The sequence below is a fragment of the Enterococcus sp. DIV1937 genome (genome assembly GCF_050535975.1).
GTDB classification, from domain to species: domain Bacteria; phylum Bacillota; class Bacilli; order Lactobacillales; family Enterococcaceae; genus Enterococcus; species Enterococcus faecalis.
In genome coordinates this window covers 917,138-943,747 of sequence record NZ_CP172909.1, presented here as the reverse complement: position 1 = coordinate 943,747, position 26,610 = coordinate 917,138, and the positions used below count along the sequence as shown (strand labels likewise).

At 38.0% G+C, this 26,610-nt stretch carries 29 protein-coding genes; 9 read left to right on the top strand and 20 right to left on the bottom strand.

Annotation, left to right across the window (positions count from 1 at the left end; translation table 11 throughout):
• Positions 1-36: 36 nt before the first annotated feature.
• Entirely contained in the window at positions 37-579 is a 543-nt protein-coding gene (locus IGL13_RS04625; RefSeq protein WP_070415908.1) for a DUF1273 domain-containing protein, read from the bottom strand.
• Positions 580-641: 62 nt separating this feature from the next.
• Between IGL13_RS04625 and recU the strand changes: the two genes are divergently transcribed.
• Together recU and IGL13_RS04615 are read left to right on the top strand one after the other, a co-directional pair.
• Complete coding sequence (gene recU / locus IGL13_RS04620; protein ID WP_002388848.1) at positions 642-1,259, top strand: Holliday junction resolvase RecU; 618 nt, start codon at positions 642-644, stop codon at positions 1,257-1,259.
• A 41-nt stretch (positions 1,260-1,300) separates the two neighbouring features.
• Entirely contained in the window at positions 1,301-3,637 is a 2,337-nt protein-coding gene (locus tag IGL13_RS04615; RefSeq protein WP_002360569.1) for a PBP1A family penicillin-binding protein, read from the top strand.
• Between the two features lie 83 nt (positions 3,638-3,720).
• Here IGL13_RS04615 and IGL13_RS04610 read toward each other — a convergent pair whose 3' ends face one another.
• The 3 genes from IGL13_RS04610 to IGL13_RS04600 form a co-directional block, all read right to left on the bottom strand.
• Positions 3,721-5,331 carry a CTP synthase gene (locus IGL13_RS04610; protein WP_002357995.1) on the bottom strand — a complete coding sequence of 537 codons (1,611 nt, stop codon included), beginning with the start codon at positions 5,329-5,331 and terminating at the stop codon, positions 3,721-3,723.
• A 307-nt stretch (positions 5,332-5,638) separates the two neighbouring features.
• Positions 5,639-6,256, bottom strand: a complete 618-nt coding sequence (gene rpoE / locus IGL13_RS04605) for a DNA-directed RNA polymerase subunit delta (RefSeq protein WP_002357996.1) — start codon at positions 6,254-6,256, stop codon at positions 5,639-5,641.
• Between the two features lie 76 nt (positions 6,257-6,332).
• Positions 6,333-6,770, bottom strand: coding sequence for a DUF1934 domain-containing protein (locus IGL13_RS04600; RefSeq protein ID WP_002382132.1), 438 nt, complete (start codon positions 6,768-6,770; stop codon positions 6,333-6,335).
• A gap of 331 nt (positions 6,771-7,101) precedes the next feature.
• Here IGL13_RS04600 and IGL13_RS04595 point away from each other — a divergent pair, with 331 nt between their 5' ends.
• From IGL13_RS04595 to yidA, 3 genes are read left to right on the top strand one after another with little or no spacing between them, the layout of a single operon-like run.
• Complete coding sequence (locus tag IGL13_RS04595) at positions 7,102-7,917, top strand: lipoate--protein ligase family protein (protein WP_002401349.1); 816 nt, start codon at positions 7,102-7,104, stop codon at positions 7,915-7,917.
• Positions 7,914-9,284 (top strand): dNTPase, encoded by a 1,371-nt coding sequence (locus IGL13_RS04590; protein WP_002357999.1) that lies wholly within the window; start codon positions 7,914-7,916, stop codon positions 9,282-9,284. Before IGL13_RS04595 ends, IGL13_RS04590 begins: the two co-directional genes overlap by 4 nt.
• Positions 9,285-9,302: 18 nt before the next feature.
• The gene (gene yidA / locus IGL13_RS04585; RefSeq protein WP_002360571.1) at positions 9,303-10,115 is read left to right on the top strand and encodes a sugar-phosphatase; all 813 of its coding nucleotides are present in this window, start codon (positions 9,303-9,305) and stop codon (positions 10,113-10,115) included.
• A gap of 66 nt (positions 10,116-10,181) precedes the next feature.
• Here yidA and IGL13_RS04580 read toward each other — a convergent pair whose 3' ends face one another.
• Complete coding sequence (locus IGL13_RS04580) at positions 10,182-10,628, bottom strand: NUDIX hydrolase (protein WP_002363716.1); 447 nt, start codon at positions 10,626-10,628, stop codon at positions 10,182-10,184.
• A gap of 148 nt (positions 10,629-10,776) precedes the next feature.
• Between IGL13_RS04580 and gloA the strand changes: the two genes are divergently transcribed.
• The gene (gene gloA / locus IGL13_RS04575) at positions 10,777-11,151 is read left to right on the top strand and encodes a lactoylglutathione lyase (RefSeq protein WP_002358003.1); all 375 of its coding nucleotides are present in this window, start codon (positions 10,777-10,779) and stop codon (positions 11,149-11,151) included.
• Positions 11,152-11,293: 142 nt separating this feature from the next.
• Positions 11,294-12,016: a gamma-glutamyl-gamma-aminobutyrate hydrolase family protein gene (locus IGL13_RS04570; protein ID WP_002358005.1), complete on the top strand. Its 723-nt coding sequence runs from the start codon at positions 11,294-11,296 to the stop codon at positions 12,014-12,016.
• A 50-nt stretch (positions 12,017-12,066) separates the two neighbouring features.
• Here IGL13_RS04570 and IGL13_RS04565 read toward each other — a convergent pair whose 3' ends face one another.
• On the bottom strand, positions 12,067-12,939 hold the full coding sequence (locus IGL13_RS04565) for an aldo/keto reductase (protein ID WP_002382129.1): 873 nt from the start codon (positions 12,937-12,939) through the stop codon (positions 12,067-12,069).
• 28 nt (positions 12,940-12,967) lie between these two features.
• The gene (locus tag IGL13_RS04560) at positions 12,968-13,330 is read right to left on the bottom strand and encodes a hypothetical protein (RefSeq protein ID WP_002358008.1); all 363 of its coding nucleotides are present in this window, start codon (positions 13,328-13,330) and stop codon (positions 12,968-12,970) included.
• Between the two features lie 169 nt (positions 13,331-13,499).
• Here IGL13_RS04560 and IGL13_RS04555 point away from each other — a divergent pair, with 169 nt between their 5' ends.
• Complete coding sequence (locus IGL13_RS04555; RefSeq protein WP_002382128.1) at positions 13,500-14,420, top strand: mechanosensitive ion channel family protein; 921 nt, start codon at positions 13,500-13,502, stop codon at positions 14,418-14,420.
• Between the two features lie 44 nt (positions 14,421-14,464).
• On the opposite strand, the gene IGL13_RS04550 is transcribed toward IGL13_RS04555, so the two are convergent.
• The 10 genes from IGL13_RS04550 to ulaG all read right to left on the bottom strand — a co-directional run bounded on the left by IGL13_RS04550 (position 14,465) and on the right by ulaG (position 22,773).
• Positions 14,465-15,634, bottom strand: a complete 1,170-nt coding sequence (locus tag IGL13_RS04550; RefSeq protein ID WP_194180153.1) for an N-acetyldiaminopimelate deacetylase — start codon at positions 15,632-15,634, stop codon at positions 14,465-14,467.
• Positions 15,635-15,670: 36 nt separating this feature from the next.
• Positions 15,671-16,372 (bottom strand): 2,3,4,5-tetrahydropyridine-2,6-dicarboxylate N-acetyltransferase, encoded by a 702-nt coding sequence (gene dapD, locus IGL13_RS04545; RefSeq protein ID WP_002358012.1) that lies wholly within the window; start codon positions 16,370-16,372, stop codon positions 15,671-15,673.
• A gap of 80 nt (positions 16,373-16,452) precedes the next feature.
• On the bottom strand, positions 16,453-16,941 hold the full coding sequence (cbpB, locus tag IGL13_RS04540) for a cyclic-di-AMP-binding protein CbpB (RefSeq protein ID WP_002358013.1): 489 nt from the start codon (positions 16,939-16,941) through the stop codon (positions 16,453-16,455).
• A gap of 257 nt (positions 16,942-17,198) precedes the next feature.
• Positions 17,199-17,909: an L-ribulose-5-phosphate 4-epimerase gene (locus tag IGL13_RS04535; protein WP_002378186.1), complete on the bottom strand. Its 711-nt coding sequence runs from the start codon at positions 17,907-17,909 to the stop codon at positions 17,199-17,201.
• Complete coding sequence (locus IGL13_RS04530; protein ID WP_002358016.1) at positions 17,899-18,759, bottom strand: L-ribulose-5-phosphate 3-epimerase; 861 nt, start codon at positions 18,757-18,759, stop codon at positions 17,899-17,901. Before IGL13_RS04530 ends, IGL13_RS04535 begins: the two co-directional genes overlap by 11 nt.
• A gap of 4 nt (positions 18,760-18,763) precedes the next feature.
• On the bottom strand, positions 18,764-19,402 hold the full coding sequence (locus tag IGL13_RS04525; protein WP_002401348.1) for a 3-keto-L-gulonate-6-phosphate decarboxylase UlaD: 639 nt from the start codon (positions 19,400-19,402) through the stop codon (positions 18,764-18,766).
• Positions 19,403-19,415: 13 nt separating this feature from the next.
• Entirely contained in the window at positions 19,416-19,715 is a 300-nt protein-coding gene (locus IGL13_RS04520; protein WP_002358018.1) for a PTS sugar transporter subunit IIB, read from the bottom strand.
• A 14-nt stretch (positions 19,716-19,729) separates the two neighbouring features.
• Positions 19,730-21,217, bottom strand: coding sequence for a PTS ascorbate transporter subunit IIC (locus IGL13_RS04515; RefSeq protein ID WP_002361608.1), 1,488 nt, complete (start codon positions 21,215-21,217; stop codon positions 19,730-19,732).
• Positions 21,218-21,229: 12 nt separating this feature from the next.
• A complete protein-coding gene (locus IGL13_RS04510; protein ID WP_002378185.1) occupies positions 21,230-21,688 on the bottom strand; it encodes a PTS sugar transporter subunit IIA in 459 nt (152 codons plus the stop codon).
• 17 nt (positions 21,689-21,705) lie between these two features.
• Entirely contained in the window at positions 21,706-22,773 is a 1,068-nt protein-coding gene (gene ulaG / locus IGL13_RS04505; protein ID WP_002378184.1) for an L-ascorbate 6-phosphate lactonase, read from the bottom strand.
• A 193-nt stretch (positions 22,774-22,966) separates the two neighbouring features.
• Between ulaG and IGL13_RS04500 the strand changes: the two genes are divergently transcribed.
• A complete protein-coding gene (locus tag IGL13_RS04500; RefSeq protein WP_002381990.1) occupies positions 22,967-23,731 on the top strand; it encodes a DeoR/GlpR family DNA-binding transcription regulator in 765 nt (254 codons plus the stop codon).
• A gap of 93 nt (positions 23,732-23,824) precedes the next feature.
• Here the strand turns inward: IGL13_RS04500 and IGL13_RS04495 are convergent, their stop codons facing one another.
• From IGL13_RS04495 to racE, 3 genes are read right to left on the bottom strand one after another with little or no spacing between them, the layout of a single operon-like run.
• Positions 23,825-24,337 (bottom strand): metallophosphoesterase, encoded by a 513-nt coding sequence (locus IGL13_RS04495; RefSeq protein WP_002381991.1) that lies wholly within the window; start codon positions 24,335-24,337, stop codon positions 23,825-23,827.
• A gap of 12 nt (positions 24,338-24,349) precedes the next feature.
• Complete coding sequence (gene rph / locus IGL13_RS04490) at positions 24,350-25,705, bottom strand: ribonuclease PH (RefSeq protein WP_002358026.1); 1,356 nt, start codon at positions 25,703-25,705, stop codon at positions 24,350-24,352.
• Positions 25,698-26,525, bottom strand: coding sequence for a glutamate racemase (gene racE, locus IGL13_RS04485; RefSeq protein WP_002369623.1), 828 nt, complete (start codon positions 26,523-26,525; stop codon positions 25,698-25,700). The genes rph and racE overlap by 8 nt, the downstream gene beginning before the upstream one ends.
• Positions 26,526-26,610 lie beyond the last annotated feature (85 nt).

The window sequence follows — 26,610 nt, the reverse complement described above, 5'->3', positions numbered from 1 at the left end:
TGTAACGAAAAATAGCTAGAAAATCAAACAGATTCTCTAATCAATCACCGAGTTTTGTAAATCATCCATTGTAATTAAGCGAATATCATAGGGTTCTCGTTCCGAAAAATGTTGTGCGTCCTTTAAAAAATACTCCGTTTTGCCAGGGTACTCTTTGTCATAAATAAGTAAGCTGCCCCCAGAATGTTCCAAAAGAAATTTTGTATGCATTTTTAATTGTGCTGGCGATTGATAGGGCTGGTGACTTACTGAGTTGATATAATCAGCCAAACTTTCCGCTTTCGTTAACAGTTCTCGATTTTGTTCATTCCAATTATTGCCAAAGTCTTTAAATGGATAAAGCAAACCTAGCTGGATTTCTGGATATTCCGTTTTTAATTCCCCAACTACTTCAGCTGTCCAAAGTTCAACACCTAAATTGCCAGAAATCAAAATCCATTCTACTCCCGCTTCAATATAACTGGCTAACTCTTTTTTTAAGACATTTTTAATAACTGTGATTTTCGGGTCTTTTCCTTGAAATATCCCCAATTCAAAGCTGCGATAACCGGTGACATAGAGGGTTTTTATCATTTCCATAAGTCATCCCTTTTCTTTCAGGTCTTTTTTTTGGTATAATACAGGCTAGGAGTGTGATAAACGTGACGTTCCATTATCCTAACGGAATACCTTATAATCATCATGAAGCACAATCACCAAAAAAACAAGTAAAAAAGAAACGCCCCGTTGAATTTGGTAATCGTGGGATGGATTTCGAAGAAGCGATCAATCAAAGCAATCAATATTATCTATTGAATAAGCAAGCAGTCGTTCATAAGAAACCCACTCCTGTTCAAATTGTTAAAGTAGATTATCCCAAACGAAGTGCGGCTGTTATTAAGGAGGCCTACTTTAGACAAGCTTCAACGACTGATTATAACGGTGTATATCAAGGCCGTTACATAGATTTTGAAGCGAAAGAAACGAAAAATACCACGTCCTTTCCCTTTAAAAATTTTCATCAACATCAAATTGATCATATGGAACAATGTATAGCACAACAAGGGATTTGTTTTGTGCTATTATGGTTTTCAAGCTTAAAACGCTGCTTCTTTTTTAGTGGTGAAAATCTAATAACGCATTGGAAAAACCAAGCAGTTACTGGAAAAAAATCTATGCCGCTTGCACTCATCGAGAAAGAAGGAATTGAATTATCTTTTGGAATCGCACCGCGAATCCCTTATCTCGACGCAGTGGAACAATATATTCAGACACACTAGATTCATAAAGTTTTGAAAGTATAACAAAGGAGTTGCTATTTATGCCAACCGCAAATTCAGGCTCGCGAGCTGCTAGACATGCATCCAACACCTCATCGAAGTCGAGTTACAAGAAAAAGACACAACCGCCGAAAAAGAAAAAACGGCTTGTTTTAAAAATCTTTCTTGGCTTACTTATCGCTGGGATGGTCGCTTTTTTAGCAGGCGTTGGTCTTTTTTGGTTCTATGCACGACAAGCCCCAAAATTAGAAGATGACAAACTGAATGCGACAGTTTCATCGAAGCTTTACGATATTAATAATGAAATTTTTGAGGATTTAGGCGCAGAAAAGCGTGAATTAATTCAACCAAATGATGTGCCTCAATTATTAAAAGATGCCATTGTTTCTGTCGAAGACCGTCGTTTCTATAAACACATTGGTGTGGATCCGATTCGGATTATCGGTTCTGCCCTTTCAAATGTCAAAAATGGTGGATTACAAGGCGGAAGTACCTTAACCCAACAATTAATTAAATTGTCTTACTTCTCTACAAAAGAATCTGACCAAACCTTGAAACGGAAAGCACAAGAAGCATGGATGGCTGTTCGTTTAGAACGTGAAAAATCAAAAGAAGAAATTTTAACTTACTACATTAACAAAGTCTACATGGCGAATGGTTTTTATGGAATGGAAACAGCGGCTGAAAATTATTATGGTAAACATTTATCTGAACTTGATTTACCACAAACGGCCCTACTGGCAGGAATGCCACAAGCGCCAAACTCATACGATCCCTATACAAAACCAGATACTGCTAAAGAACGTCGGGATGTTGTACTTTACACAATGTACGACAATAAAAAAATCTCGAAAGCAGAGTACGAAAAAGCTAAAGCTACCCCAATCGATGAAGGCTTAGTGCCATTAAAAGCCAGTGATGACAATCGAAAAGTCGTAGATAATTATGTCAAAGAAGTAATCAATGAAGTGAAAGCCAAAACTGGTAAAAATGTTTACACAGACGGACTAGATATCTACACAAACTTAGATATGAATGCCCAAAAACAACTTTACGATATTGTCAACAGTGATCAATACGTTGCGTTTCCAGATGATAAAATGCAAGTAGCTTCAACCGTTATTGATGTTGCATCTGGACAGGTCCGAGCACAAATTGGTGGTCGTCACATTCCTGATGATGTGCAATTAGGAAACAATTTAGCTGTTAACACCCAACGTGATGTTGGTTCAACCGTGAAACCAATCATGGATTATGGTCCCGCAATTGAGAATTTAAATTATTCGACAGGTCGCCTCATGGTGGATAAACCAACGAAATATCCTGGTACCGACATTGATGTCTTCAACTCTGATTTAACATATCAAGGCGTCATTACTATGCGCCGTGCGATTATGGGTTCTCGTAACACCACCGCGGTCCAGACGTTTGATGAAGTTGGTAAAGAAAACATCATGCCTTTCATTAAAGGGCTAGGAATTGACTATAAAAACTTAGAAGCGTCGAATGCCATTTCAAGTAACACAAGCGATGTAGATGGCGATAAATACGGGATTTCCTCATTGAAGTTAGCAGCAGCTTATGCGGCTTTCGCCAATAACGGGATTTACAACAAACCGTATTACGTAAACAAAGTCGTTTTCAATGATGGAACTAGCGTTGATTATCAACCTGATGGTAAACGTGCGATGAAAGACTCTACCGCCTATATGATGACGGATATGTTAAAAGATGTTTTAAACGGCGGAACAGGATTTAACGGCGCCATTCCAGGCTTAATCCAAGCGGCCAAAACAGGGACTTCTAACTATACTGATGAAGATTTAGCACGAATGGGGACAACAGAAAAAGGAATTGCCCCGGATAGTACCTTTGTTGGTTATACAACACACTATGCCGTTTCTGTTTGGACTGGATACAATGATCGAAATACACCAATCTATCAAGAATACTATGGGATTGCCTCGGATGTTTATCGTGAAATAATGAGTTACTTGTCTCAAAATGTTTCAAACGATGACTGGGTGCAGCCAGACAGTGTTGTGCGGGTAGGTAATGAATTATACGTGAAAGATGCCTATGAGGTACCAAATGTACAAGTTTTACCAAGTACTACCTCTTCAGCACCACAGCCGGAATCTAGCAGTACGGTGGAATCCTCTTCCACAAAAGAAGCGGAAAGTTCATCAAGTTCTAGTTCAGAAAGTGCGCCTTCTTCCTCTGAAGCGCCACCCTCAACCGAACAACCGGCAAGCTCTTCCTCAGCAGAGCAACCGGCAACATCGGAACAACCACCTGAACCATCAAGTTCTAGTTCACAAGAACCGCCGCAACCACCTGAAAGTAGTTCTAAACCAGATGAAAATAAAGCAGCATAAAAAGTACGGGGCTCACCATGAGCCCCGTACTTTTTTAGATTAAAAATGGACGAAGTGAACTGAATCACTTCGTCCATTTTTGCTTATTTACTTTCTTTATTTGCCAAAGCTGCACCAACAAATCCTTTGATTAAGCGTTGTGGGCGATTTGGACGAGAAATTAATTCTGGGTGGAATTGACAAGCCACAAAGAATTGTTTTTCAGGAATTTCAACAATCTCAACTAAACGATTATCTGGTGAAACTCCAGAGAAAACTAAGCCATTTTCTTCAAATAATTGACGATATTTGTTGTTAAATTCATAACGATGACGGTGACGTTCTTGGACAACATCTTCATTTCCGTATGCTGCCGCAGTTTTCGTTCCTTTTTTCAATTTACATGGATATAAACCTAAACGTAGTGTGCCACCTAAATTCTCGATGTTTTCTTGATCTGCCATTAAATCAATAATGTTATTTGTCACGTCAGGATTAGTTTCTGCAGAACCAGCATCTTCTAAGCCCACAACGTTACGACCAAATTCTACACAGGCCATTTGCATACCTAAACAAATACCAAGGAATGGTACGTCATTTTCGCGAGCAAAACGAATCGCTTCAATTTTTCCTTCAATTCCACGATCACCAAAACCACCAGGAACCAAAATACCATCTGCTGAACCAATTCTTTCAGCGACATTTTCAGCAGTTAATTCTTGTGAATCAACCCAATCAATTTCGATATCTGAATCAAAATCAAACCCAGCATGTTTTAATGCTTCTACAACAGAAATATAGGCATCTGGTAATTCAACATATTTACCAACCAGCGCAATTTTTGTTTTCTTTTTCAAGTTAAGAACTTTCTCTTCTAATGCACGCCACTCAGTCATATCTGCAGCCGGTGCGTCCAATTTTAAATGATCACAAACAATTTGATCCATGTTTTGTGCTTGAAGTGCTAATGGAATGGAGTATAATGTTTCAACATCCCGAGATTCAATTACCGCTTCTGGATTAACATCACAGAATTGTGCTAATTTGTTTTTAGTGTTTTGAGAAACAGGTAATTCCGTACGGACCACTAAAATATTTGGTTGAATCCCTAAACTTCTTAATTCTTTGACACTATGTTGTGTTGGTTTAGTTTTCATTTCGCCAGCCGCTTTTAAGTAAGGAATCAAGGTTGTATGGATGTACATTACGTTGTCACTACCCATATCAGCTTTCATTTGACGCAACGCTTCTAGGAAAGGTAATGATTCGATGTCGCCGACAGTACCACCTACTTCTGTGATAATCACATCGGCATCCGTCATTTTCGCTGCACGCATGATTTTTTCTTTGATTTCATTGGTAATGTGTGGAATAACTTGCACTGTTGCACCTAAGTATTCCCCTTTACGTTCTTTACGTAAGACTTCTGAATAAATTTTCCCAGTGGTTACGTTTGAGTATTTATTTAAGTTAATATCAATAAAACGTTCATAGTGACCTAAGTCCAAATCTGTTTCGGCACCATCATCTGTGACAAAAACCTCTCCATGTTGGTAAGGACTCATTGTCCCCGGATCCACATTAATATATGGATCGAATTTTTGAATCGTTACTTTTAATCCACGATTTTTTAATAATCGTCCTAAAGATGCTGCGACAATCCCTTTTCCGATAGAAGAAACCACGCCACCTGTAACAAAGATGTATTTTGTCATAATAGTTAAAAACCCTTTCTTTGATAATATTTTGTAGAGAGAAGTAAAACAACTTTGAGACTCTTACGTTTCTCCAAATAAAAAAGAAACAAAAATAGAAAAGCTCCCTATCCATTACGAATAGGGAGCTTGTAAGTTCGTTCAAACTTCTGACCTTCTTAAAGGTGCCCAAGTAGTATAATACAAGCAAACGGACATCAGGTCAAGTACTTCTATTCAAGAAAATAATTTTTTCTATTTTCTCATTTTTCTTAAGCATTCAACTAAAAAGCTTGACTCCTTCTTAGGAATCAAGCTTTTTGGTTTCTTACTCTTCAGAATATTCGTCATCAAAATCGTCTTCATCTTCAACATCATCGTCATCAATGATCGTTAAATCTTCTTCGATTTGCGGAATGTCTTCTTCATCATCGTCTGAATCTGCACCAATCTCTTGTAAGTCAGAGTTGTATGCTTTGATTTCTTCATCTTCATCTTCTTCATCATCGTACAAGATGTCTTCTTCATCATCATTTGTTAATTCAGCATCTTCTGGATCGTCATCGTTATAGTCAATTACATCTTCATCGTTTGGATTAGTGATGAAGGCATTTACTTTTTTACGTTTTCTACGACGTGGTGCATCTTCTTCGTCTTCTTCCAAGCCATGTGTAACTTCTTCATCGATTGAATCGATTGGATACCATGAACGTAAGCCCCAACGATTGTCTCCCAATGAGATAAAGCTACCGTCGATGTTTAAATCTGTATAAAATTGTGCTAATTGGTCACGAATTTCACTATCAGACTTGCCAAGATAATTTTGGATTTGGTTAACTAAATCAGAAAAATCCATTACATCTGCATGTTGTTCTAAAATAGCGTGTGCTACTTCAATCATGGATAATTCTTTTTTGTTTAACCCTTCAAATACATTAATTTCCAAGAGGTACACGTCCTTTCACAGTCTACTCCTTATCATACAAAAACATTGAAAAAAAATCAATTCTATTCTGCAATATTTATGCAGTAAATTCTAATTCTAAATGATATTCTCCGATTCGCTCTGTTTGAGAGTATAAATCATAATCAACTAAAATCTTACCAGACATTGGTTGATCTTTTAAACTAACACGTAAATTATGTGTAAACGTACTAATCTGTAGCAAGCCATAAGGGGTTCGATAACTTGTATCTAATTTTTCCTGATAGCCAAATCTTAAACGCATCCGTAATTCGCCGGCACGAATCAGCTGAACATGCCCGTCTGGTTCAATTTTAATGGTTACGGGGGTTGGTTCTGTATCCTCTAATAATTCTTCTTTGTAACGAATGTATAATGTATCACCCATTTTTACTAATTGACCTTCTAAGTCAAAGAAAAAATCTTTTTGTTCATTGCCTTGTTGGACAATCGTTTTTAGTTGAATCGATACAGGAACGCCTGTTGATAAATCCATAATGGTCACTCCTTTTCCAAAATATAACTTTCTTATTGTTGACTTTTTCAATGTATTTGTCAACTAAAGTCAATTTTTCCTTGTTTATGTACCTTTTCTTATTGTATAAGCTCTTTTCACGGGTTGCAAGCATTTGTTTCATCTATTTAATAAGAAAACCGTTTACTATTTTAGAGAATTCCTTCAGAATTCGTTTATATAACATGCTTTTTTGCGTTTTTTGTATATAATATAAGAGAGAGTAAGAAAATAAACGTATTAAATGACGTAATTATAAATAGACAGGACGTTTTTTATGAGCACAACTTTTCCCCTTCACACCGAATCATTTATGCTCCTTGATTCAGGTTGTTTAACAAACAGTGACTATTTTTTACCTTTTGCCTTGACCGATGTTTTAACTACTTTTTCAGGAATGCAGCACCAACCAATCATTCATTTCTGGCAATTGGATCAAGCAATGATTCTTGGCATGAAAGATACCCGTGTACCACATCTAAAAGAAGGCATCACTTCTCTGCAAGAAAACGATTATTCTGTAGTCGTTCGCAATGCCGGCGGTTTAGGGGTGATTGCCGATTCGGGTATTTTAAATGTTTCACTTATTTTACCAAATAATTCTGAACACAAATTAAGTATCGATGCGGCTTATGAATTAATGTGGGCTTGGCTCCGTCAGAGTTTTCCGGAGAAAGAGATTGACGCCTTTGAAATTACTACATCCTATTGTCCCGGTACTTATGATTTAAGTATTGGCGGTCAAAAGTTTGCTGGGATTGCCCAACGACGCGTCAAAGACGGTATTGCTGTCATGATTTACATCAGCGTTAACGGCAATCAACTTGCTCGTGGAGAAGTGGTTCGAAACTTTTACCTTGCTGGCTTACAAGAACAATTTGGTGAAAATGGCTATCCACCCGTTGATCCAACAGTGATGGCAAATTTAGAAACCCTGATAGAGACTCCATTAACAATAGACGCCGTAAAAACCCGTTTAATCGAAGCATTACCTCAACAATTTGAAAAATCTATTGATCCAAACTTAACCGAACTAATTATAACCTCAGAATGGTTTCAAACAAATTTAACTGTCCAGCTGGAAAAAATGGCGCAACGAAACGCCTTAATTAAAGGAGAGATCGTATGACGATTCCGTATAAAGAGCAACGATTACCAATCGAAAAAGTTTTCCGTGATCCCGTCCATAATTATATTCATGTCCAACATCAAGTGATTTTAGACCTTATTAATTCTGCTGAAGTGCAACGATTACGTCGCATTAAGCAACTAGGTACTTCTTCTTTTACGTTTCACGGTGCCGAACATAGTCGTTTTTCCCATTCTTTGGGTGTTTACGAAATTACACGTCGGATTTGTGAGATTTTCCAACGTAACTACTCTGTGGAACGATTAGGTGAAAACGGCTGGAATGACGACGAGCGCCTGATTACACTTTGCGCAGCTTTATTACATGATGTCGGTCATGGTCCTTATTCACATACATTCGAGCATATTTTTGATACAAACCATGAAGCAATCACGGTCCAAATCATCACCTCACCAGAAACGGAAGTCTATCAAATTTTAAATCGTGTTTCGGCAGATTTTCCTGAAAAAGTCGCCAGCGTTATTACTAAACAATACCCAAATCCTCAAGTGGTGCAAATGATTTCTAGTCAAATTGATGCCGATCGCATGGACTATCTGTTACGTGATGCTTACTTTACAGGGACGGAATACGGAACTTTCGATTTAACTAGAATTTTACGTGTGATTCGACCCTACAAAGGAGGCATTGCCTTTGCTATGAATGGGATGCATGCAGTGGAAGACTATATCGTTAGTCGTTACCAAATGTATGTCCAAGTCTATTTCCACCCTGTTTCTCGTGGGATGGAAGTGATTCTTGATCATTTATTGCATCGGGCGAAAGAATTATTTGAAAACCCCGAATTTGACTATGATTTACAAGCCTCTCTGCTTGTACCATTCTTTAAAGGGGACTTCACCTTACAAGAATATTTAAAATTAGATGATGGCGTCCTCTCTACGTACTTTACACAATGGATGGATGTGCCTGATTCAATTCTAGGTGATTTAGCCAAACGTTTCCTTATGCGTAAGCCTCTGAAGTCAGCCACCTTTACGAACGAAAAAGAGAGCGCAGCAACGATTGCTTATTTAAGGGAATTGATTGAAAAAGTTGGTTTCAACCCTAAATATTATACTGCCATTAATTCAAGCTATGATTTACCTTACGATTTTTATCGTCCAAATAAAGACCGTCATCGTACACAAATTGAATTAATGCAAAAAGATGGCTCATTAGTGGAATTGGCAACGGTCAGTCCCCTAGTTGCAGCACTTGCTGGTCAAAGTCAAGGAGATGAACGTTTCTATTTCCCTAAAGAAATGCTTGACCAAGGAAATAAAAAACATTACGATTTATTTGATGAGACGTATCGTGAGTTTTCAAGTTACATTCATAATGGTGCGTTAGTTTTAAAAAAATAGGTTTTCTAGGAGGATTCTATGTCAATTAAGTTAGTTGCTATTGATATCGACGGAACATTGCTAAATTCACAACACAAGATTACCCCACGGGTCAAAGAAGCGCTCCAAAAAGCAAATGATCAAGGCGTTCGTATTGTTTTATGTACAGGCCGTCCTTTGCCAGGCGTGAAAGAACAATTGGATGAATTAGCCTTATATGGTGAAAATGATTTCGTGATTACCTACAACGGTTCGCTTGTCCAAGCAACCAAAGATAATGCGATTATTTCACGCTATACCTTGAGTTATGAGGATTTTTTAGAAATTGAAATGTATTCTCGTAAAGTCGGCGCTCACTTGCATACAATTGATGATTCCGCTATTTACACTGCCAATCGCAATATTGGTAAATATACGATTCACGAAGCATCTTTAGTGAACATGCCTTTGAAATATCGTACGGTGGATGAAATGACACCAGAGATGAACATTATTAAAATGATGATGATTGATGAGCCGGAAGTTTTAGATCCTGCCATTGCAAAATTACCATTACATTTTACCGAAAAATATACGACTGTTAAAAGTACGCCTTTTTACTATGAAATCATGAATAAAAATGCTAGCAAAGGTAATGCTCTAGCAAAATTGGCAGACCATTTAGGCTTAAATAAAGACGAAGTGATGGCCATTGGTGACAATGAAAATGACTTATCCATGATTGATTACGCTGGGATTGGTGTTGCGATGGGCAATGCGACAGAAAATGTTAAAACAATTGCCGATGTGCATACCACTAGTAATGACGAAGATGGTGTCGCTCAAATTATTGAAAAAATGGTTTTAATTTAAACATTCTTTTCAATAACAATAACCCTCAATCTAATCAACATAGATTGAGGGTTATTCGTTGTTATTTTATGATGCTGCCGCTAGCCATTTTTCAACGGCCCAACGGTGGCTTCCTCTTTTTAATAAACGGACTGCTTCTTCTGGTGCAACCCAGTGTAAAGTATTGGTCCTTTCTAAGGGTTCGCTAAGTTGCCGCCAAGTATTCGCTACATAAAAATAGCCAGGATTATAATAGGCAGTTTGGCGATGGTTCGAATAAAAATATTCATCAGCTTCCCCTAAATAACGGCCAATTTCTACACTAATTCCTAATTCTTCTAGCACTTCTCGATGGATCGCTTCTTCTTTCGTTTCGGTGCCTTCAATTTCGCCTCCTGGTAAAAAATAAGCTCCATTTGGCGCTTGTACCAGAACCATTGTGTTATTTTCTGGCTTTGAAACAATAATGTATGCAGCATATCTTGTTTGATAGGTCAATGTCTCTTCTCTTTTTCCAAACGTTGGCGTTTTCATTGGCGCACCTCTTCTCTTTTCATCTATTTTACCTGAGAAATTCCTTTAGAACAAGTCAGAAACCAAGCGTTTTTCTCTACATTTCACGTTTATCTATGCTACTATTAACGTTGGAAATATAATTAAGTTTGAAAGGGAGTTTTTAACTATGAAAATGGCTCATACATGTGTGCGTGTAAAAGATTTAGAGGCATCATTAGATTTCTATCAAAAAGCCTTCAATTTTGAAGAAAGTCGCCGTCGTGATTTTCCAGAAAATAAATTTACTTTGGTTTATCTAACTTTACCAGGAGACGACTACGAACTAGAACTAACTTATAATTATGATCATGAAGCATACGATTTAGGAAACGGTTATGGTCATATCGCCATCAGTACAGATGATTTAGAAGGATTACACGAAAAACATCAAGCGGCTGGCTTAACTGTCACTGACTTAAAAGGCTTACCTGGAACTGCACCATCTTATTACTTTGTTGTCGACCCAGATGGTTATAAAATCGAAGTCATTCGTGAACGTTAAAAAGTTTCACTTGTTCACTTACTGAGCTTTTTGTGTTTGAGAGCTGTCCGAGACAAAACTTGTCTCGACTTCTTCTCAAACACTTTTTTCAAAAAAAGTGCTACAATAGAACGTATGAATTTATTGAGGATGTGATGTTATTATGACAAAAAAAATTATTGGAATCGCTGGCAATCAACTTTTGCAGGCAGCTGAAGTGTTTCACGGTAACCAAGTGACTTACACCCCACAAGGTTTTGTTAGCGCTGTTCAAGCCGCAGGTGGCGTTCCTCTCGTTTTGCCAATTGGCCCCAAAGAATTAGCCGCTACGTATATACAACAAATTGATAAACTACTTTTAGCAGGCGGTCAAGATGTTGCCCCTGAATTTTACGGACAAGAACCCCATATAAAATTAGAAGAAACGAATCGTGATCGTGACGAGTTTGAGTTAGCCCTAATTGAAGAAGCCTTAAAACAAAACAAACCTATTTTTGCGGTTTGTCGTGGAATGCAATTAGTCAATGTTGCTTTAGGTGGCACATTATATCAAGATTTATCGATGTATCCTCAATGGTCAGTTAAGCACGGACAACAACCCACTCAACCAATCTTTGCGACGCATCGTATTGATGTTGAACCAGACAGTCAATTATCAAACATATATGGTACAACTGGTCAAGTCAACTCGTACCATCACCAAGCACTACATACTTTAGGAAAAGATTTACGCGTTACTGCTTGGTCCTCTGATGGCCTTGCAGAAGCAGTGGAATCAACAAATGAACAGCAGCCTTTATTAGCTGTTCAATGGCATCCTGAACTAATGTACGCACGTGATGCCAAATCCCAAGCACTCTTTAACTACTTTGTTCAAAAATTATAGTAAAAACGGAGGGACGTCTTTCGCCCCTCCGTTTTTACTTGCTATCATACTTAAAAATCAAAATTATCTGGATCTGCACCAAAACGATGATCCTTATTTAACTGATTAATTGCGGTTATTTCTTCTGGTGTTAATTCAAAATCAAAGACAGCAAAATTTTCCTGAATTCTTTTTTCGTGAACAGATTTGGGAATCACGATAATATCATTTTGTAAGTGCCAACGAATAATCACTTGAGCCGCTGATTTACCATATTTTTCACCAATTTTCACTAGTACTGGTTCAGATAATAAATTACCTTGTCCTAGAGGAGACCAAGCCTCCACGGCAATCTTATTTTCGGCTAAATATTTTCGTAGCGGTTCTTGTGTTAACGTAGGATGTAATTCAATTTGATCCACCATTGGCACAACATTTGCTTCTGTTAATAAATCTTCCAAATGATGTTGATGAAAATTGGAAACGCCAATTGCTTTGGCACGACCACTTGCGTAAATTTCTTCTAATGCTTTCCATGATTCTTTATATTTACCAGCAACAGGCCAGTGAATTAAATATAAATCAACATAGTCTAACCCTAATTTTTCTAAGCTTTTATCAAATGCTTTAATCGCATTTTCATAGCCTTGATCTTCATTCCATAATTTCGTCGTCACGAAAATTTCTTCGCGGGGAATACCCGATTGACGAATGCCTTCGCCCACCCCTGCTTCGTTTTTATAAACGGCTGCCGTATCAATCAAGCGATAACCCGCTTCTAAAGCCCATTTTACTGAATTGGTTGCTTCTGAGCCATCTTCTACACGCCAAACGCCTAAACCTAGGCGTGGCATTTCATTGCCGTTTGCTAATTTTTTTGTTTTATCCAAAGTCATGTGTTTCTTCAGTCCCTTCATTTTCATTACTTTTAGTATACTACGCATTCTTCTTTCACGAAACAATCACGACTCGTCAGGTCATTTTCTTTATTTTCAATAAATAACGACGCCAATAGGTCAGCACTCCGATTAGTGCCACAACTACAATTGTTCGACCGCTAACGCTTCCAATCCACAGTTTAACTGCAAGTAACCAGATACAAAAGAGATAAACACAGGACCAATTAAAGGAAACTTTCAATGTACATGATTCCGCAATTTCGATTATCTGACTACTAAAAAAACGACTCCCTAATCGTAAAGCGACTGGATTATGGAAGATGAATGTTCGTCGCTTGTCAGCCGTTAAGCGAGTAGCACATCGCTCATCAATAAAAATTGTTACAGGTAATTTAGAAAGTAAATCATTTTTTGCCCATTCAATTGAAACTTTCACGCAGCACTCACAACCTTTAACAAAATTATAAAATATATTATTTATTTACAAAATTATAACATTCCTAAAAAAACATGTTAAGTCTTTAAAAAAACTTTCTATTTTCTTCCCCTTTCGCCGAGAGATTTAGTATACTAAAAGAAGAAATTTTAGAGAAAGTTGGATTTTTATGTTGATACTTGGTTTAGCCAGTACTGAAACAGTCGATTCTTCTGCTCCTGATTTAGCAGAAGCGACCGTAAAAAAAGTGAGCGCGCTACAACGCTTTTGGAACAATATTAATTGGGATGCCATTGTCGCTACCTTAATTGAAAAAAGTTTATCAATTTTATTTTTAATTTTTCTATTTTTTATCATTCAGCGAATCGGGAAATATTTAATTGATCGCACCTATGCAAATTATAGTAAAAAGCAACATTTTAGTGAAAGCCGTTTAAAAACATTACACACTTTAATCATTAATGCATTTCAATATACGCTGTTCTTTTTCTTCATCTATTCTCTTTTGACCATTGTCGGTGTGCCTGTTGGCTCATTATTAGCCGGAGCGGGAATTGCCGGTGTTGCCATTGGTTTAGGGGCTCAAGGATTCATGAATGACTTAATTACCGGATTTTTCATTATTTTAGAACAACAAATGGATGTAGGCGATTATATTCGCTTATTGGCGTTAAATATTGAAGGAACTGTTACTTCTGTCGGATTACGAACCACTCAAATTAAAGCGGTTGATGGAACTGTTCATTTTATTCCAAACCGAAACATCACCACAATCAGTAACCTGTCTCGTGCCAATATGCAAGTATTAATTGATGTCCGCATCAATCCTGAAGAAGGTTATGAAAAAATTTGTGAAGTGATTACAGAAGTCAATGAAACGTTAAAAGAAAAGTATATCGAAAGTATTCAAACTGGGCCAGATATTTTTGGTATGGTCGATTTAGGCAATGGCAACTTTGCGGTACGAACGACCATGTATGTACTAAACGGCAAACAATTTGCGGTCAAAGAAGAATTTCTAGCTCAATATATCAAAGCATTAACAGAGGCCGGTTTTACGATTCCCAATACGCCCATTATTGCAAAATAAAAAACAGCCACCAGATACTTATTAGTTATCTGGTGGCTATTTTTCTAATTGTCCAATGATTTTAAAAGGCCACTAACTGCCTCCACTCCAAACAATAACGCCTCTTCGTTCGGTTCAAACTTAGCAGAATGAAGGCTATAAGGACTTGCCACGCCTAACCAAAACATCGTGCCTGGGACTTTAGACAATAGATAGCCAAAATCTTCACCTGTCATTGCAACCGATGCTTGTTGAAATTGAACTGTTGCTTGTTTGCTCATGTATTCAATCAAATTCGTGGTACATGCTGGCTCATTCACTACAGGTAAATACCCTTTCTGATCAAGATGAACAGTTACTTCACATTGAAAAGATTGCGCAATACCTTCACTAATTTCGCGAATTCTTCGCTGCGTTTGTTCATTAGTTTCTGCTGTCAATGTGCGAATTGTACCAGATAAAGTTGCTTCTTCGGCAATCACATTACAGGCAGTCCCTGCATGAAAAGTCCCAAAGGTAACGACTGCCCCGACCACAGGATCAACATTTCGACTAACGATCGTTTGCGCTTGCTGAATTAAATTGGTGGCCGCCAAGACCATATCATTTGCTTGATGCGGAAAAGCCGCATGTCCACCTTTTCCTTTTAAGGTAATGTTCACTTCACAAGTGGCAGCAAACAATGTCCCTACTCTGGTACTAATAGTTCCGACTGGCAAATCAGGATTAACATGAAGCGCATAAAATTCATCAGGTAACCACTCACCAAACGCGTGATCTTCATACATCAACATCCCCCCTGCTTCATTTTCTTCAGCAGGTTGAAACAAAAATAAAAAGTTATTGTCTGGTTGCTGTTGACTTAATTCTTTCAAAACCCCTAAGCCGATTGTCATGTGAAAATCGTGCCCACAGGCATGCATAAACCCTGGTCGTTTTGATTGAAAAGCAGAAACCACTTCCTCTTGAATAGGCAAACCATCAATATCAGCACGCCAGCCGATGGTTTTCTGAGGATTTTTGCCTTCTATGAATACTAAAATCCCCGTTTGCCATGTTCGAACTTGCAGATAAGGTTGCTTCATTTTATCAATTTCATTAAGTAAAAAGGCTTGTGTTTCCTTTTCTTCTAAACCGATTTCAGGTATTTGATGTAGTTGCCGTCTAATAGCAATTAATTCTTCTTGCTCCACAAAAGCCACTCCTTCATTTTTTGGGTAATCGAAAGCCGCCATGAAGAAGTTTCTTCATCGCGACTGACTAATTTATTTTTAGAGTTTACGTAATTCTTCTAAAATCTCTGTTTTACTCTTGGTTTTATCATCAATTTGTTTAATTACTTTTGCTGGCACGCCTGCGACAACGGTATGCGCTGGAACGTCTTCCACAACTACTGCCCCAGCAGCCACAACGGCACCTTCACCAACACGAACCCCTTCTAGTACGACCGCATTCGCTCCAATGACAACCTCGTTTTCAATAACCACAGGTGCGGCACTTGGTGGTTCAATGACACCAGCTAAAACCGTTCCTGCGCCAATATGACAATGCTTCCCTACAGTTGCACGACCGCCTAAAACAGCGCCCATATCAATCATAGTCCCTGCACCAACGACGGCGCCAATATTTAGAATAGCCCCCATCATAATCACCGCTTGATCGCCAATTTCAACTTTTTCGCGAATCAAAGCACCTGGTTCAATCCGAGCATTAATGTCTTTCAAATCAAGAAAAGGAATTGCTGAGTTACGTGCATCGTTTTCTACAACATAATCCTCAATTTTTTCTTTGTTTGCTTCTAAAAAAGGTTTTACGTCAGCCCAATCGCCAAACAATGTCCCAGTTTTACAATTATTAAAGACCTTAATTGTTTCCGGAAACGTGACTTCTTTTAATTGCCCTTTCAGTGTTACTTTAACAGGCGTTTGCTTTTTGGCATCGCCAATATACTGAATAATCTCATATGCGTCCAATCACAGCACTCCTTTACTTCGTGTTATCATACAGAATAACGCATTTATGAGAAAAAAGTAAAGAGTTTCTTGCGTTTTATTTAAATTACTTTCATTTCTTCTTCTGATTTAGGCAGAACAAGATGATGTTTTTCTAATTCATGCGCCATATGATTGACCGCTTTTAAAATTTCTTTGCGTGTAATGATACCTTTAAAGCGTTGATTATCATCAACCACTGGTAAAAAAGAAGCATCTACTAATAAATGTAACACTTCTTCTAAATCCCACGATTCACCAATTACAGGAACATTGACTTCCATTACATCGGCCACAGTAAATTCATTCAATTTTTCAAAATCCACTGAAGTCAAATCAAACATTTTATCTACAACGTCTGTCAAGCCGATTAAGCCAACAAAGCGATCTCCCTTATCTAACACAGGAATCTTGGAATAGCGAACTTGCGATAAGACTAATGCCGCATGACTTAATGGATTTAAACACATTACGTTGGCGACATTTTCGGCGGGTACTAAAAACGTTTCTTGTTTTTCTAATAATAATTCTTTTACAGCAGTCCCTATCATGATTGGGTTGCCTCCATTTCTAATTCTTTAACACGTAACTTATTGTACCTAATTCTGCGGAAAAAGTCTTGGAATTCGCAAATTCTTCATAACTTAACAAACGAAAATTAACGTTTTGTTCTATTCTCCCCCAAAATAAGAGAACGCTTTCTTAAAAAAACAAAAACTTAGTTGTCCCATAACAGACAACTAAGTTTTTATAAAAGACCAATTAATCAGTCAATTATCCTTCTTTTTCACACGTTTCATCACAGCCATCACTGACCATAATAAGCGGAAATCCCATGTTTTCTAAGATAGTGTTTATCCAATAAAAAATGATCAATTGGTTCAACAGCTGGGTTAATTATTTCCGTCAAACGTGCCATTGAACAGATTTCATCTAAAATCAAGCTGTTTTCAACTGCTTTTTCCGGAGTCATTCCCCAAGTAAATGGGCCATGTCCATAAACTAGCACTCCTGGAACTGCTAAAGGATCTAGTTCTTGTTCATGAAATGTTTCAACAATGACTTTGCCAGTCTCTTCTTCATAGTTTTCTTTAATTTCACTTTCATAGAGCGCTCTTGTGCAAGGTACAGCGCCATAAAAAGCATCCGCATGGGTGGTACCGTAAGGAGGTAAGGCTCGCCCTGCTTGAGCCCACGTAACACTATTCAGGGAGTGCGTGTGCGCAATCGCTCCAATTTCTGGCATTTTTTGATAGAGATAAAGATGCGTGGGTAAATCAGAAGACGGCTTTAATGCATTGGTTTCCAATAGTTGTCCCTTTAAATCAGTCACTACCATCTGTTCCTTGGTCATTTCTTGATATTTGACGCCGCTTGGTTTAATTACGATAATTCCTAATGACCGATTGATTTCACTAACATTGCCCCACGTTAATTTGACTAAGCCCAGTTTTGGCAAAGCCAGATTCGCTTCATAAACACGTTGTTTCATTGCTTGGATGATCGCTTTATTGTTCATAATAACCCACCTCTGCTAATTTGGGATAGAGATACTGCTGCGCGGCTTGAATTTTTTCTTGAAAATTCAAATCCGTTTCATTCCACATTTCAATTAAAAAAGGACCACTATAGTTTAACCGCTTGAGTGTTTTCAATAAGCCTGTAAAATCAACACAGCCTTCTCCAAAAGTAACTTCCCGAAACTTCCCTTCAAATGTGTCTGTTACAGCGAAGGTATCTTTTAAGTGAATAGCAGCGATTTCAGCAATTCCCTTTTCAAGCTCAACCGCCGGATTATTTTCCGGCCAAGCAGACAAATTACCTAAATCAGGATAAACATGCAAAAAAGGGGACGGAATTTGTTCCTTAATTTCTAGAAATTTTTGTATGCTATTCATAAAAGGGTCATCCATAATCTCAACAGCCAGAATGACACCGTATTGTGCAGCTTCCTCAACGCCCTTTTTCAGACCTTGAAGAAAAAATTCCCTTGTTTCAGCAGTTTTTTCTTCGTAAAAGACGTCATAGCCAGCTATTTGAATTACCCGTATGTTTAATTGATGAGCCAAACGAATCGCTTGAGATAAAATTTTCCGCCCTTTTTCACGTGTTTCTTTATTTAAAGAGCCTAAAGGGAACCGCCGATGACCACTTAAACACAAAGAATGGATAAAAAAATCTTCTTTCACCATTAATTGAGAAAGTTCTTGTAACTGGCTTGGTGTCCAAGCCAATCGTGCTAAACGTTCATCGGATTCATCAATTGACATTTCTAAAAAATCAAACCCTAACTTTTTGGCCCATGTTAATCGTTCTGCCCAAGTTAAATTTTGCGGGAGTGCTTTTTCATACAGTCCAATTCGTGCCATTTTATCACTTCCAAATCTGATCGATTTTTTTTTGAAAATCTTTGGCTGCTTGTTCAGGATTTTTTGATTCAGTAATCCCACGGCCCGCAATAAATGTTGCGACTGCCATTGTTTGAAACAATTCAAGCGTTTCGACAGTTAAACCACCTGTGACGGACACTTCAAAGCCTAAGTCAATTAGTTCTTGAACTTTATTCAAATCTTTCTCTCCCCAGCTGCCGCCAGCTAAAAGAGCATCTCTACTTTGATGATAAATCACCTGATTAATCCCTAATTCTCGCCATTGTCGAGCTTGTTGCATTGTCCAATCTCCATATAGTTCTACTTGTAATTCTCGGACTTCTTTTTGAGCTGCAGCCATCGTTGGCAAGGTGGCGCAACAAATGACCGTCATGAAATCAGCGCCTGCTTGTGCGACATTACGAGCAACTGTACCGCCCGCATCAGCACATTTTGTATCAGCAACAATCGTTTTATTAGGAAACATGCGTTTTAAACAACGAATTGCTTTTTGGCCTTCTTGTAAACACAAAATAGTGCCAACTTCGATAATATCGACAATTTCTCCAACTTTCATACAATCTGCTAAAGCGTCTTCTAAGCTATTATGATCTAAAGCGATTTGTAAGTTTGGTCTTTTCATCTTTCCCACCCTTTTATTCAGATTTTTGATAACGATCTGAAGCCATATATTTTTCTTGAATTTCTTTTGCAGACATTACATTTTTAATGCCAATCACTGTGACTCCACGTTTTTCTGCTTGCTGAAACATTTGTAAAAAATTGACTGGAGTAAAAACAACGTCGTATTGGCTAGCAGAGCTTTTTCCTTCTGAAATGGCGCAATGATGAATTTTTGTAATCGGTACGCCTAGTTCTTTCATTGCTTTTTCAACACTCCGCATCATCATTAGACTCGTGCCAGAACCATTGGCACAGGAAACAAGTATTCTCATTTTAAATTCCTCCTTTAATTCTCTTGAAATTTTTTAGCATATTGTTCATAATCATTGACAATCATAAAGTAACCTTCTGGATTTCTACGATACTGAAGTTGCGGAATTATTAGTAACCCAATCACCACCACTGCTACGCCAACATAGCCTAGAACTTTCATAATGATTGTAAATAACGGCCAAGCTGTTGCCCAATCGAACATGCCCAAATAACCGCCATATTGAGATAATCCAATCCATGTAGCAAATAAAGCTGAGCCACCTACTTGGATTAAACCTGAAAGGAAGGGGAATAAACAAGCAGCTTTTACTCCACCACGATTATTTGCATAAACAGCTATGACAGCGTTATCAAAAAACAATGGGATAAAACCCGCAATAACGATTGTCGGAGACTTTAATAGAATCAGTAAGCCAATCATTAAAAACTGGCCTAATGCGCCAAAGAGAAACCCAATTGTTACTGCGTTGGGCGAGCCAAATCCGAAAGTCGCTGCTACATCAATCCCAGGAACAGCGCCTGGTAAAATGGTATTTGAAATCCCTTGGAATGACTGCGTCAACTCGTCGACAAAGGTTCTAACGCCTAATTGTAAGATAGCTAAATAGACAGCAAAATTTAATGAAGTGGTCATGATATAAAAGAAGAAACTCTGCCCTTCTTGCATAAATTTAGCTTGAATTAAATAATCTTGTCCCAAAACAAGCAAGATAATGCCAAAGAAAAAGAGCATCAAAATGGACGTAGCAACCATATTTTCATTAAAAATGGATAGAAATCCTGGTAATTCGATATCTTCCAATTTTTTATCGACCTTCTCTGAACGATGTTTCTTTTGATCACGTTTTTTCAACCATTCTGCTAATTTTGCAAAAATAAATATGCCAAACATTTGTTGATGGGCTACCGCAAAACCAGCACCTTCTGTTAATTCCTGCGTAATCCCTACCGTTAAATTTGAAGCAACTGCCCAATAACACCCAAGAATTAAGCCCATAAAAATTAGTACTTCGATTCTACCTAAGTTAGGAAAACAAAAGAGTAAAATCCAGAAAGCGGTAGCTGCTTGTTGAATCTGAACATTCCCTGTTGTAAAAACGGCTCTCAATTTTGTATATTTTTGAAAACGAACCAACAAAATATTCATAATAAATGCGATCAATAACAAAATCATCACATCACCAAAGGTTCGTCCAAAGGTTTTCATCAATCCAGCATCGACTGCATTTTGCCCGAAATATGGATCGGTAACCATTGCCTGTAAATTAAATCGCTCTTTCAAGCCTACTAGAATAGGGCGAAAATTATTAACCAAACCACCAGAACCAACACTCAAAATAAAATAACCAACTGTTGCTTTCAGAAAACCTGCTAAACATTCATAAAAGGGCCTCCGTAACAAGAGATAACCTAATAACACAATGAAACCAATCAAATATGCTGGCTGTGTTAAAACGTTCGTAGCAAAATAAGTCCAACTATTTAACAAGAACTCCCCCATTGATTTTTCCCCCTATAATTGATATTTCTCCATAACTTCTTTAAAATCCATTGGCGTGTTTGTTTCTAACAAGTCAGCAATCACGCTATCCGTCATCAATAAATCCATCAATTGCTGAATATTTTCAAGATGTTCGGCGGGATTTTGGGCTGCCAATGTAAAAAATAATGTTGCTGTTTTCGCTTCTTGATCGCCAGCAAAAGTGACTGCTTGCTTAAATTTTGTAAAAGAAATGGCCGTTCCAAAAATGCCTGCGCTTTCCTCTGATGAATGTGGCATGGCTACTTCAGGAGCAATGATGATATAAGGTCCAAACGTTTCGACACACTGAATAATCTCATCGACATAACTCTGATCGATGATGTGTTTTTGGAGTAAAATCAAACAACTTTCCTGAATCGCCTCTTGCCAACTAACCGGTTCTTTATCAGGGTAATGAATAAGCTCTTGCTCCCAAAAATAAGTTAACATTGTACATCCAGCCTTTCTTACAAGAATGAAGGAAATGGTGTATCATTTTCTTTAACAAAAACATCATCAAAGCCACGATCAAAGTTAAATTCTAAGTTGTCTTTGTCATCTGGATAAACAAATTTGCCACCCACTTGCCAAATATATGGTTTAAATTGATAATGTAAACGATCTTTTTTAAATTTCCAAATTTCCATGATTTCTTTTGGATCCGCCATAAAATTAGACCAAATATCATAATGAACAGGAATGACTACTTTCGCATTTAAAGATTCGGCCATTCTCAACATATCAACAGAAGTTATTTTATCTGTGATACCGCGAGGATTTTCGCCATATGCTCCTAAGCAAACATCAATTGCATATTGATTACCATGTTTCGCAAACAAGTTAGAATAATGAGAGTCTCCGGCGTGATATACCGTACCACCTGAGGTTTCAAATAGATAATTGACAGCTAGTTCATTCATGTCCTGAGGCATTTTACCTTTAAATGTATTTTCAGGATCATCAGAAGTAATTAGCGCGGTTCGATCAAAAGCTTCCAAGGCCACTACATTCACATCATTCACTTTTATTTCTTGACCAGGCTCTATAACCCGTGTTTTTTCTGCCGGAACACCCCAACGTTGCCATGTTTTCACTACTTCTTTTGGACCAATAAATAGAGCCTTAGGACAATTTTGATGAACAGCAGCAGCTGTGTGAATATCCAAATGGTCTGAATGAATATGTGTGACAACTAAAGCATCAACCTCTTTTATTTCAAAAGGATCAATCACAAAAGGTTGTGTTCTTAAATTAGGTTGCATTTTTTGGCAACCACTCATGCGCATCATTTGATGGCCATTTTTCATTAAGCCGTTCCCGTGCGTTTGTTTTCCTGTTCCACACCATAAATCACATAAAATATTCGTGTTCTCATGCGTTTTCAGCCAAATGCCTGTACAACCAAGCCACCAGAGTGCAACCGTTCCTTGAAGCACAGTTGTCTGATTAATTTCTTCGTTTAAATAAGTACCCCATTCTGGAAATGTCGCCTTCAACCAACTTTCTTTTGTAATTTCATGAATCGATTTGCTCATGCTACCACTCCTCTTCTCAAATGATTGTGTTATGCTTTATAAGAAAATCATAGCCGCAAAAAATCACAATGAAAACCCTTTTATATGATTGTTTGCACTTTTAATGATTCTTTTACGTGTTTTCTTTTCCTATGAGTTATACTATTTCATGGGGGACCGTGTCCAAAAAAATAACTAAAGGAGGTTGTATTACTTGAAAAGTTCATTAGAAACCATTGAAAAAAGGCAACAAAACATTCTCGCGCTGCTGCAAAAAAACAAACAAATGACTACCTATAAATTAGCAGATGTTTTAAATGTTTCCTTAAGCACAATTCGTCGTGATTTAAATGTCTTAGAAACTAAGAATGACATCATTCGAAAATATGGGTATTGTATTTACAACGACCAAAATCAGAAAGACTTTGATCAATCAGGACCGGAGTTATTAAAACAAGCCATTGCTCGTGTTGCTTGTAGCTATCTAAGTGATTATGATACCGTTTTCATCAATTCAAGTTCCACTGCTTTGAATATTCTCCATTATTTAAAGGCCGACCATCTGACCATCGTAACGAATAATTTAAAAATTGCCACCAAGCCTCATGTTTCTCAATACAATTATATTTTGACCGGAGGCGAATTACGTTTTCCCAAAGAAGTTCTGGTAGGAGATATTGCCATTAACACAATCACCGCAACGCATGCCGATGTTTGCGTAATTGGCTGTAGCGGGGTCAGTTTAGAACATGGCGTCACTACAAAAATTTTCAATGAAGCAAAAATTAATGAGCTTATGATAAAACAAACAACAAAAGTAAAAATTCTGGTCGCGGACCATCGAAAAATCGGCTTGACATCTAAATTTAAAATTGCTGATATTACCGCTTTTGATTGTTTGATTACAGACAAACATTGCTCATCAACTTTAATTACAGAACTTCGTAAGACCGGCTTAAAGGTTATCCAAGTCGACTAAAAAAAGAGCGTAGGACAAAAATCAAAAAGAGATTTTTGTCCTACACTCAAAATCTGATAAATAAAAAAGTAGCACTTATTTCTTAACATTCACTTACTTCGTAAACGTTGCCTTTAATCGTTCCAATGGTTGGTGCTCTTTGTTATAGTACTGAACGAGATATTGTTCAGGTGTACTTTCAATTATGGCATATGTTTTCTCTTGAACTGGTCCACGAGGTAAACGAATACTTCCCGGATTAACAAAGAGAATGTTATTGTGTCGCTCTGCGCCCAGTACATGAGTGTGACCAAATAAGGCAATTGTCGCTCCTGCTTCTTCCGCTTGTAAAGCAAGTGTCGTGAGCCCCATTCTAACATTGGCCAAATGACCATGTGTCATATAAATAACTTGATCCCCCACTTTTTTAGTCACAGTTTTGGGAAATTCATCATAAAAATCACAATTTCCTTGGACTACAATTAATTTCTGCCAAAGTTCATCTGTCGGTTCTAATTCAGAATCACCACAGTGAAAGAGTGCATCGACTTGTCCTTCATAATGATTCACTAAGTCAACTAAACAGTCACGGTCGCCATGATTATCGCTTACTACCAAGATTTTCATACGTTTCAACTCCTATTTTTTTAGCCATTCTTCCCATTGTTCTTTTAATTTTGCCACTGCTTGTCCACGATGACTAACTTTATTTTTCTCTTCTCCAGACAATTCAGCTGCCGTCTTACCAAGCTCTGGGACATAGAAAAGTGAATCGTACCCAAAGCCTCCTTCACCACGAGGAATCGTGCCGACTTCTCCTGGCCATTCAGCTTCGACCACCAGACTTTCTTTCTTTGGTTCAGCAAAAACCAATGTACAATGGAAACGCGCTTGTCTTTTTTCTTTTGGCACGCCCGTTAACTCGTGCAATAGTTTCGCATTATTTGAAGCATCATTAGTTGGTTCACCAGCAAAACGAGCAGAATAGATTCCTGGCATTCCCCCTAACGCATCAACAATTAATCCCGAATCATCTGCTAATACTGGTTTCTGTAAAATTTCTGCAATTGTTTCAGCTTTTAGACGAGCATTTTCTTCAAATGTTCGACCAGTTTCTTCTACATCTGGCAAATTCGGATAATCTAATAACGTCTTAACTGTATATCCTTTTTCACCAAAAATTGAACTAAACTCTTTCGCTTTACCAGGATTTCTAGTTGCAATGACAATCACTTTCTCCTCTGAATCTTGCGAAGGGACTTCTTCAGAGGCTAAAGCATAAAGCGCTTCTTTCTGATACGCAATTAATTCCTCAATCCCTGTTTTTCCATAAAAGAGCATGGCATTTAACTCATCTCCTGAGAAGGTAGCTTCTTCACCCGTTCCTTGAATTTCCACAAATTCACCAGACTCGGTCATCACGATGTTCATATCCACTGCAGCATTCGAGTCCTCTGCGTAATCTAAGTCCAGCACACAATAACCATCGGGTAAAATACCCACGCTGACAGCAGCTAAATGCTCTTTAATTGGGTCTTCCGCTAGCGCACCAGTCATCAATAAATGATTGACTGCTAAGCGTAGAGCAACAAAAGCGCCTGTAATACTAGCTGTACGGGTTCCCCCATCTGCTTGAATCACATCACAATCGACAACAATGCTCCGTTCCCCTAACTTTTCTAAGTCAACAACAGCTCGCAATGACCGCCCAATCAAGCGTTGAATCTCCATTGTTCGCCCTGTTAATTTTCCTTTCGCACTTTCCCGAATATTTCTTGTGTTCGTCGCGCGAGGGAGCATGCTATATTCAGCTGCTACCCAACCTGTTCCCGCGCCTCTTAAAAATGGGGGGACCTTTTCTTCGACAGTGGCTGAGCAAATTACTTTTGTATCGCCAAACGAAATAACCACCGAACCTTCTGGATGTTTAAAAACATTGGTTTCAATAGTGATCTTTCGCAATTCTTTTGGTGCACGACTATCATGTCTAATCATTTTCGTTTCCTCCTAAGTGAATCTGTTGTGCTTTTAAGTTCTCTATACCAAGCCAACTGCTTGCAATCTCTTCAAACATTTTTGCAGAACCAGTTGTATAAAATTCATGGGGCTGTGTAGGCGCTTCAGGCGTGTGGGCAATGTCAAAATAATCGAGAAGCATGCTGACTTCGCCAACTGTTTCGGCTCCTGAGTCAATTAATGTCACATGACTCCCCATCACATTTTGAATCACCGGACGTAACAACGGGTAATGGGTACAACCTAAAATCAACGTATCAAGTCCTTTTAATTGTAGTGCTTGAAGTGTTTCTGCCACAATTTTTTTTGCTACGGAAGAACGATATTGATTACTTTCAACAATGGGGACAAATTTAGGGCAAGCTAAACTAGTCACCTCAATTGTTGGTGCCTTACTTTTAATGGCGATTTCATAGGAAGCACTTTTGATTGTCCCTAACGTACCTATGACACCAATTTTGTTATTTTTTGTGACTTTAACGGCTGCTCGTGCGCCAGGTAAAATAACACCGACAACTGGAATTGGCAAGGCAGCTTTAATTTCTTCTAATGCGACAGCCGTCGCGGTATTACATGCGATTACTAGCATTTTTATTCGTTTTTTCAATAAAAAATCGGCCATTTCCCAAGTAAACTGAACGACTTGTTCGGCTGGTCGTGGACCATATGGGCAACGGGCTGTATCTCCTAAATAAATTAATCGTTCATTTGGTAATTGTTTTAGCGCTTCCTTTAAAACAGTTAATCCACCAACGCCAGAATCAATTAATCCAATGGCTTCTTGATTGCTCATTCTCATCCTACCTTTGCCTTTTATTCACTGCCTTTATTTTCTACTTTTTAAGGACTATTGTCAATTTTTCCTGTTTTGCTCTCATTTATTT

What these genes read in the sequence shown, in the direction of transcription:
- ulaG (WP_002378184.1), bottom strand. Translation starts at nt 22,773, where the DNA reads ATGAGCAAATCGATTCATGAAATTACAAAAGAAAGTTGGTTGAAGGCG.
- IGL13_RS04600 (WP_002382132.1), bottom strand. Translation starts at nt 6,770, where the DNA reads ATGGATTTATCAACAGGCGTTCCTGTATCGATTCAACTAAAAACGATT.
- IGL13_RS04495 (WP_002381991.1), bottom strand. Translation starts at nt 24,337, where the DNA reads ATGAAAATCTTGGTAGTAAGCGATAATCATGGCGACCGTGACTGTTTA.
- IGL13_RS04510 (WP_002378185.1), bottom strand. Translation starts at nt 21,688, where the DNA reads ATGTTAACTTATTTTTGGGAGCAAGAGCTTATTCATTACCCTGATAAA.
- IGL13_RS04515 (WP_002361608.1), bottom strand. Translation starts at nt 21,217, where the DNA reads ATGGGGGAGTTCTTGTTAAATAGTTGGACTTATTTTGCTACGAACGTT.
- racE (WP_002369623.1), bottom strand. Translation starts at nt 26,525, where the DNA reads ATGAGAATGAGCAATCAAGAAGCCATTGGATTAATTGATTCTGGCGTT.
- IGL13_RS04550 (WP_194180153.1), bottom strand. Translation starts at nt 15,634, where the DNA reads ATGGCGGCTTTCGATTACCCAAAAAATGAAGGAGTGGCTTTTGTGGAG.
- IGL13_RS04610 (WP_002357995.1), bottom strand. Translation starts at nt 5,331, where the DNA reads ATGACAAAATACATCTTTGTTACAGGTGGCGTGGTTTCTTCTATCGGA.
- IGL13_RS04555 (WP_002382128.1), top strand. Translation starts at nt 13,500, where the DNA reads ATGTTGATACTTGGTTTAGCCAGTACTGAAACAGTCGATTCTTCTGCT.
- IGL13_RS04570 (WP_002358005.1), top strand. Translation starts at nt 11,294, where the DNA reads ATGACAAAAAAAATTATTGGAATCGCTGGCAATCAACTTTTGCAGGCA.
- IGL13_RS04565 (WP_002382129.1), bottom strand. Translation starts at nt 12,939, where the DNA reads ATGCGTAGTATACTAAAAGTAATGAAAATGAAGGGACTGAAGAAACAC.
- IGL13_RS04525 (WP_002401348.1), bottom strand. Translation starts at nt 19,402, where the DNA reads ATGAAAAGACCAAACTTACAAATCGCTTTAGATCATAATAGCTTAGAA.
- IGL13_RS04590 (WP_002357999.1), top strand. Translation starts at nt 7,914, where the DNA reads ATGACGATTCCGTATAAAGAGCAACGATTACCAATCGAAAAAGTTTTC.
- cbpB (WP_002358013.1), bottom strand. Translation starts at nt 16,941, where the DNA reads ATGATAGGGACTGCTGTAAAAGAATTATTATTAGAAAAACAAGAAACG.
- IGL13_RS04520 (WP_002358018.1), bottom strand. Translation starts at nt 19,715, where the DNA reads ATGAGAATACTTGTTTCCTGTGCCAATGGTTCTGGCACGAGTCTAATG.
- yidA (WP_002360571.1), top strand. Translation starts at nt 9,303, where the DNA reads ATGTCAATTAAGTTAGTTGCTATTGATATCGACGGAACATTGCTAAAT.
- IGL13_RS04530 (WP_002358016.1), bottom strand. Translation starts at nt 18,759, where the DNA reads ATGGCACGAATTGGACTGTATGAAAAAGCACTCCCGCAAAATTTAACT.
- IGL13_RS04595 (WP_002401349.1), top strand. Translation starts at nt 7,102, where the DNA reads ATGCTCCTTGATTCAGGTTGTTTAACAAACAGTGACTATTTTTTACCT.
- IGL13_RS04615 (WP_002360569.1), top strand. Translation starts at nt 1,301, where the DNA reads ATGCCAACCGCAAATTCAGGCTCGCGAGCTGCTAGACATGCATCCAAC.
- rph (WP_002358026.1), bottom strand. Translation starts at nt 25,705, where the DNA reads ATGATTAGACATGATAGTCGTGCACCAAAAGAATTGCGAAAGATCACT.
- IGL13_RS04535 (WP_002378186.1), bottom strand. Translation starts at nt 17,909, where the DNA reads ATGAACAATAAAGCGATCATCCAAGCAATGAAACAACGTGTTTATGAA.
- IGL13_RS04625 (WP_070415908.1), bottom strand. Translation starts at nt 579, where the DNA reads ATGGAAATGATAAAAACCCTCTATGTCACCGGTTATCGCAGCTTTGAA.
- gloA (WP_002358003.1), top strand. Translation starts at nt 10,777, where the DNA reads ATGAAAATGGCTCATACATGTGTGCGTGTAAAAGATTTAGAGGCATCA.
- IGL13_RS04580 (WP_002363716.1), bottom strand. Translation starts at nt 10,628, where the DNA reads ATGAAAACGCCAACGTTTGGAAAAAGAGAAGAGACATTGACCTATCAA.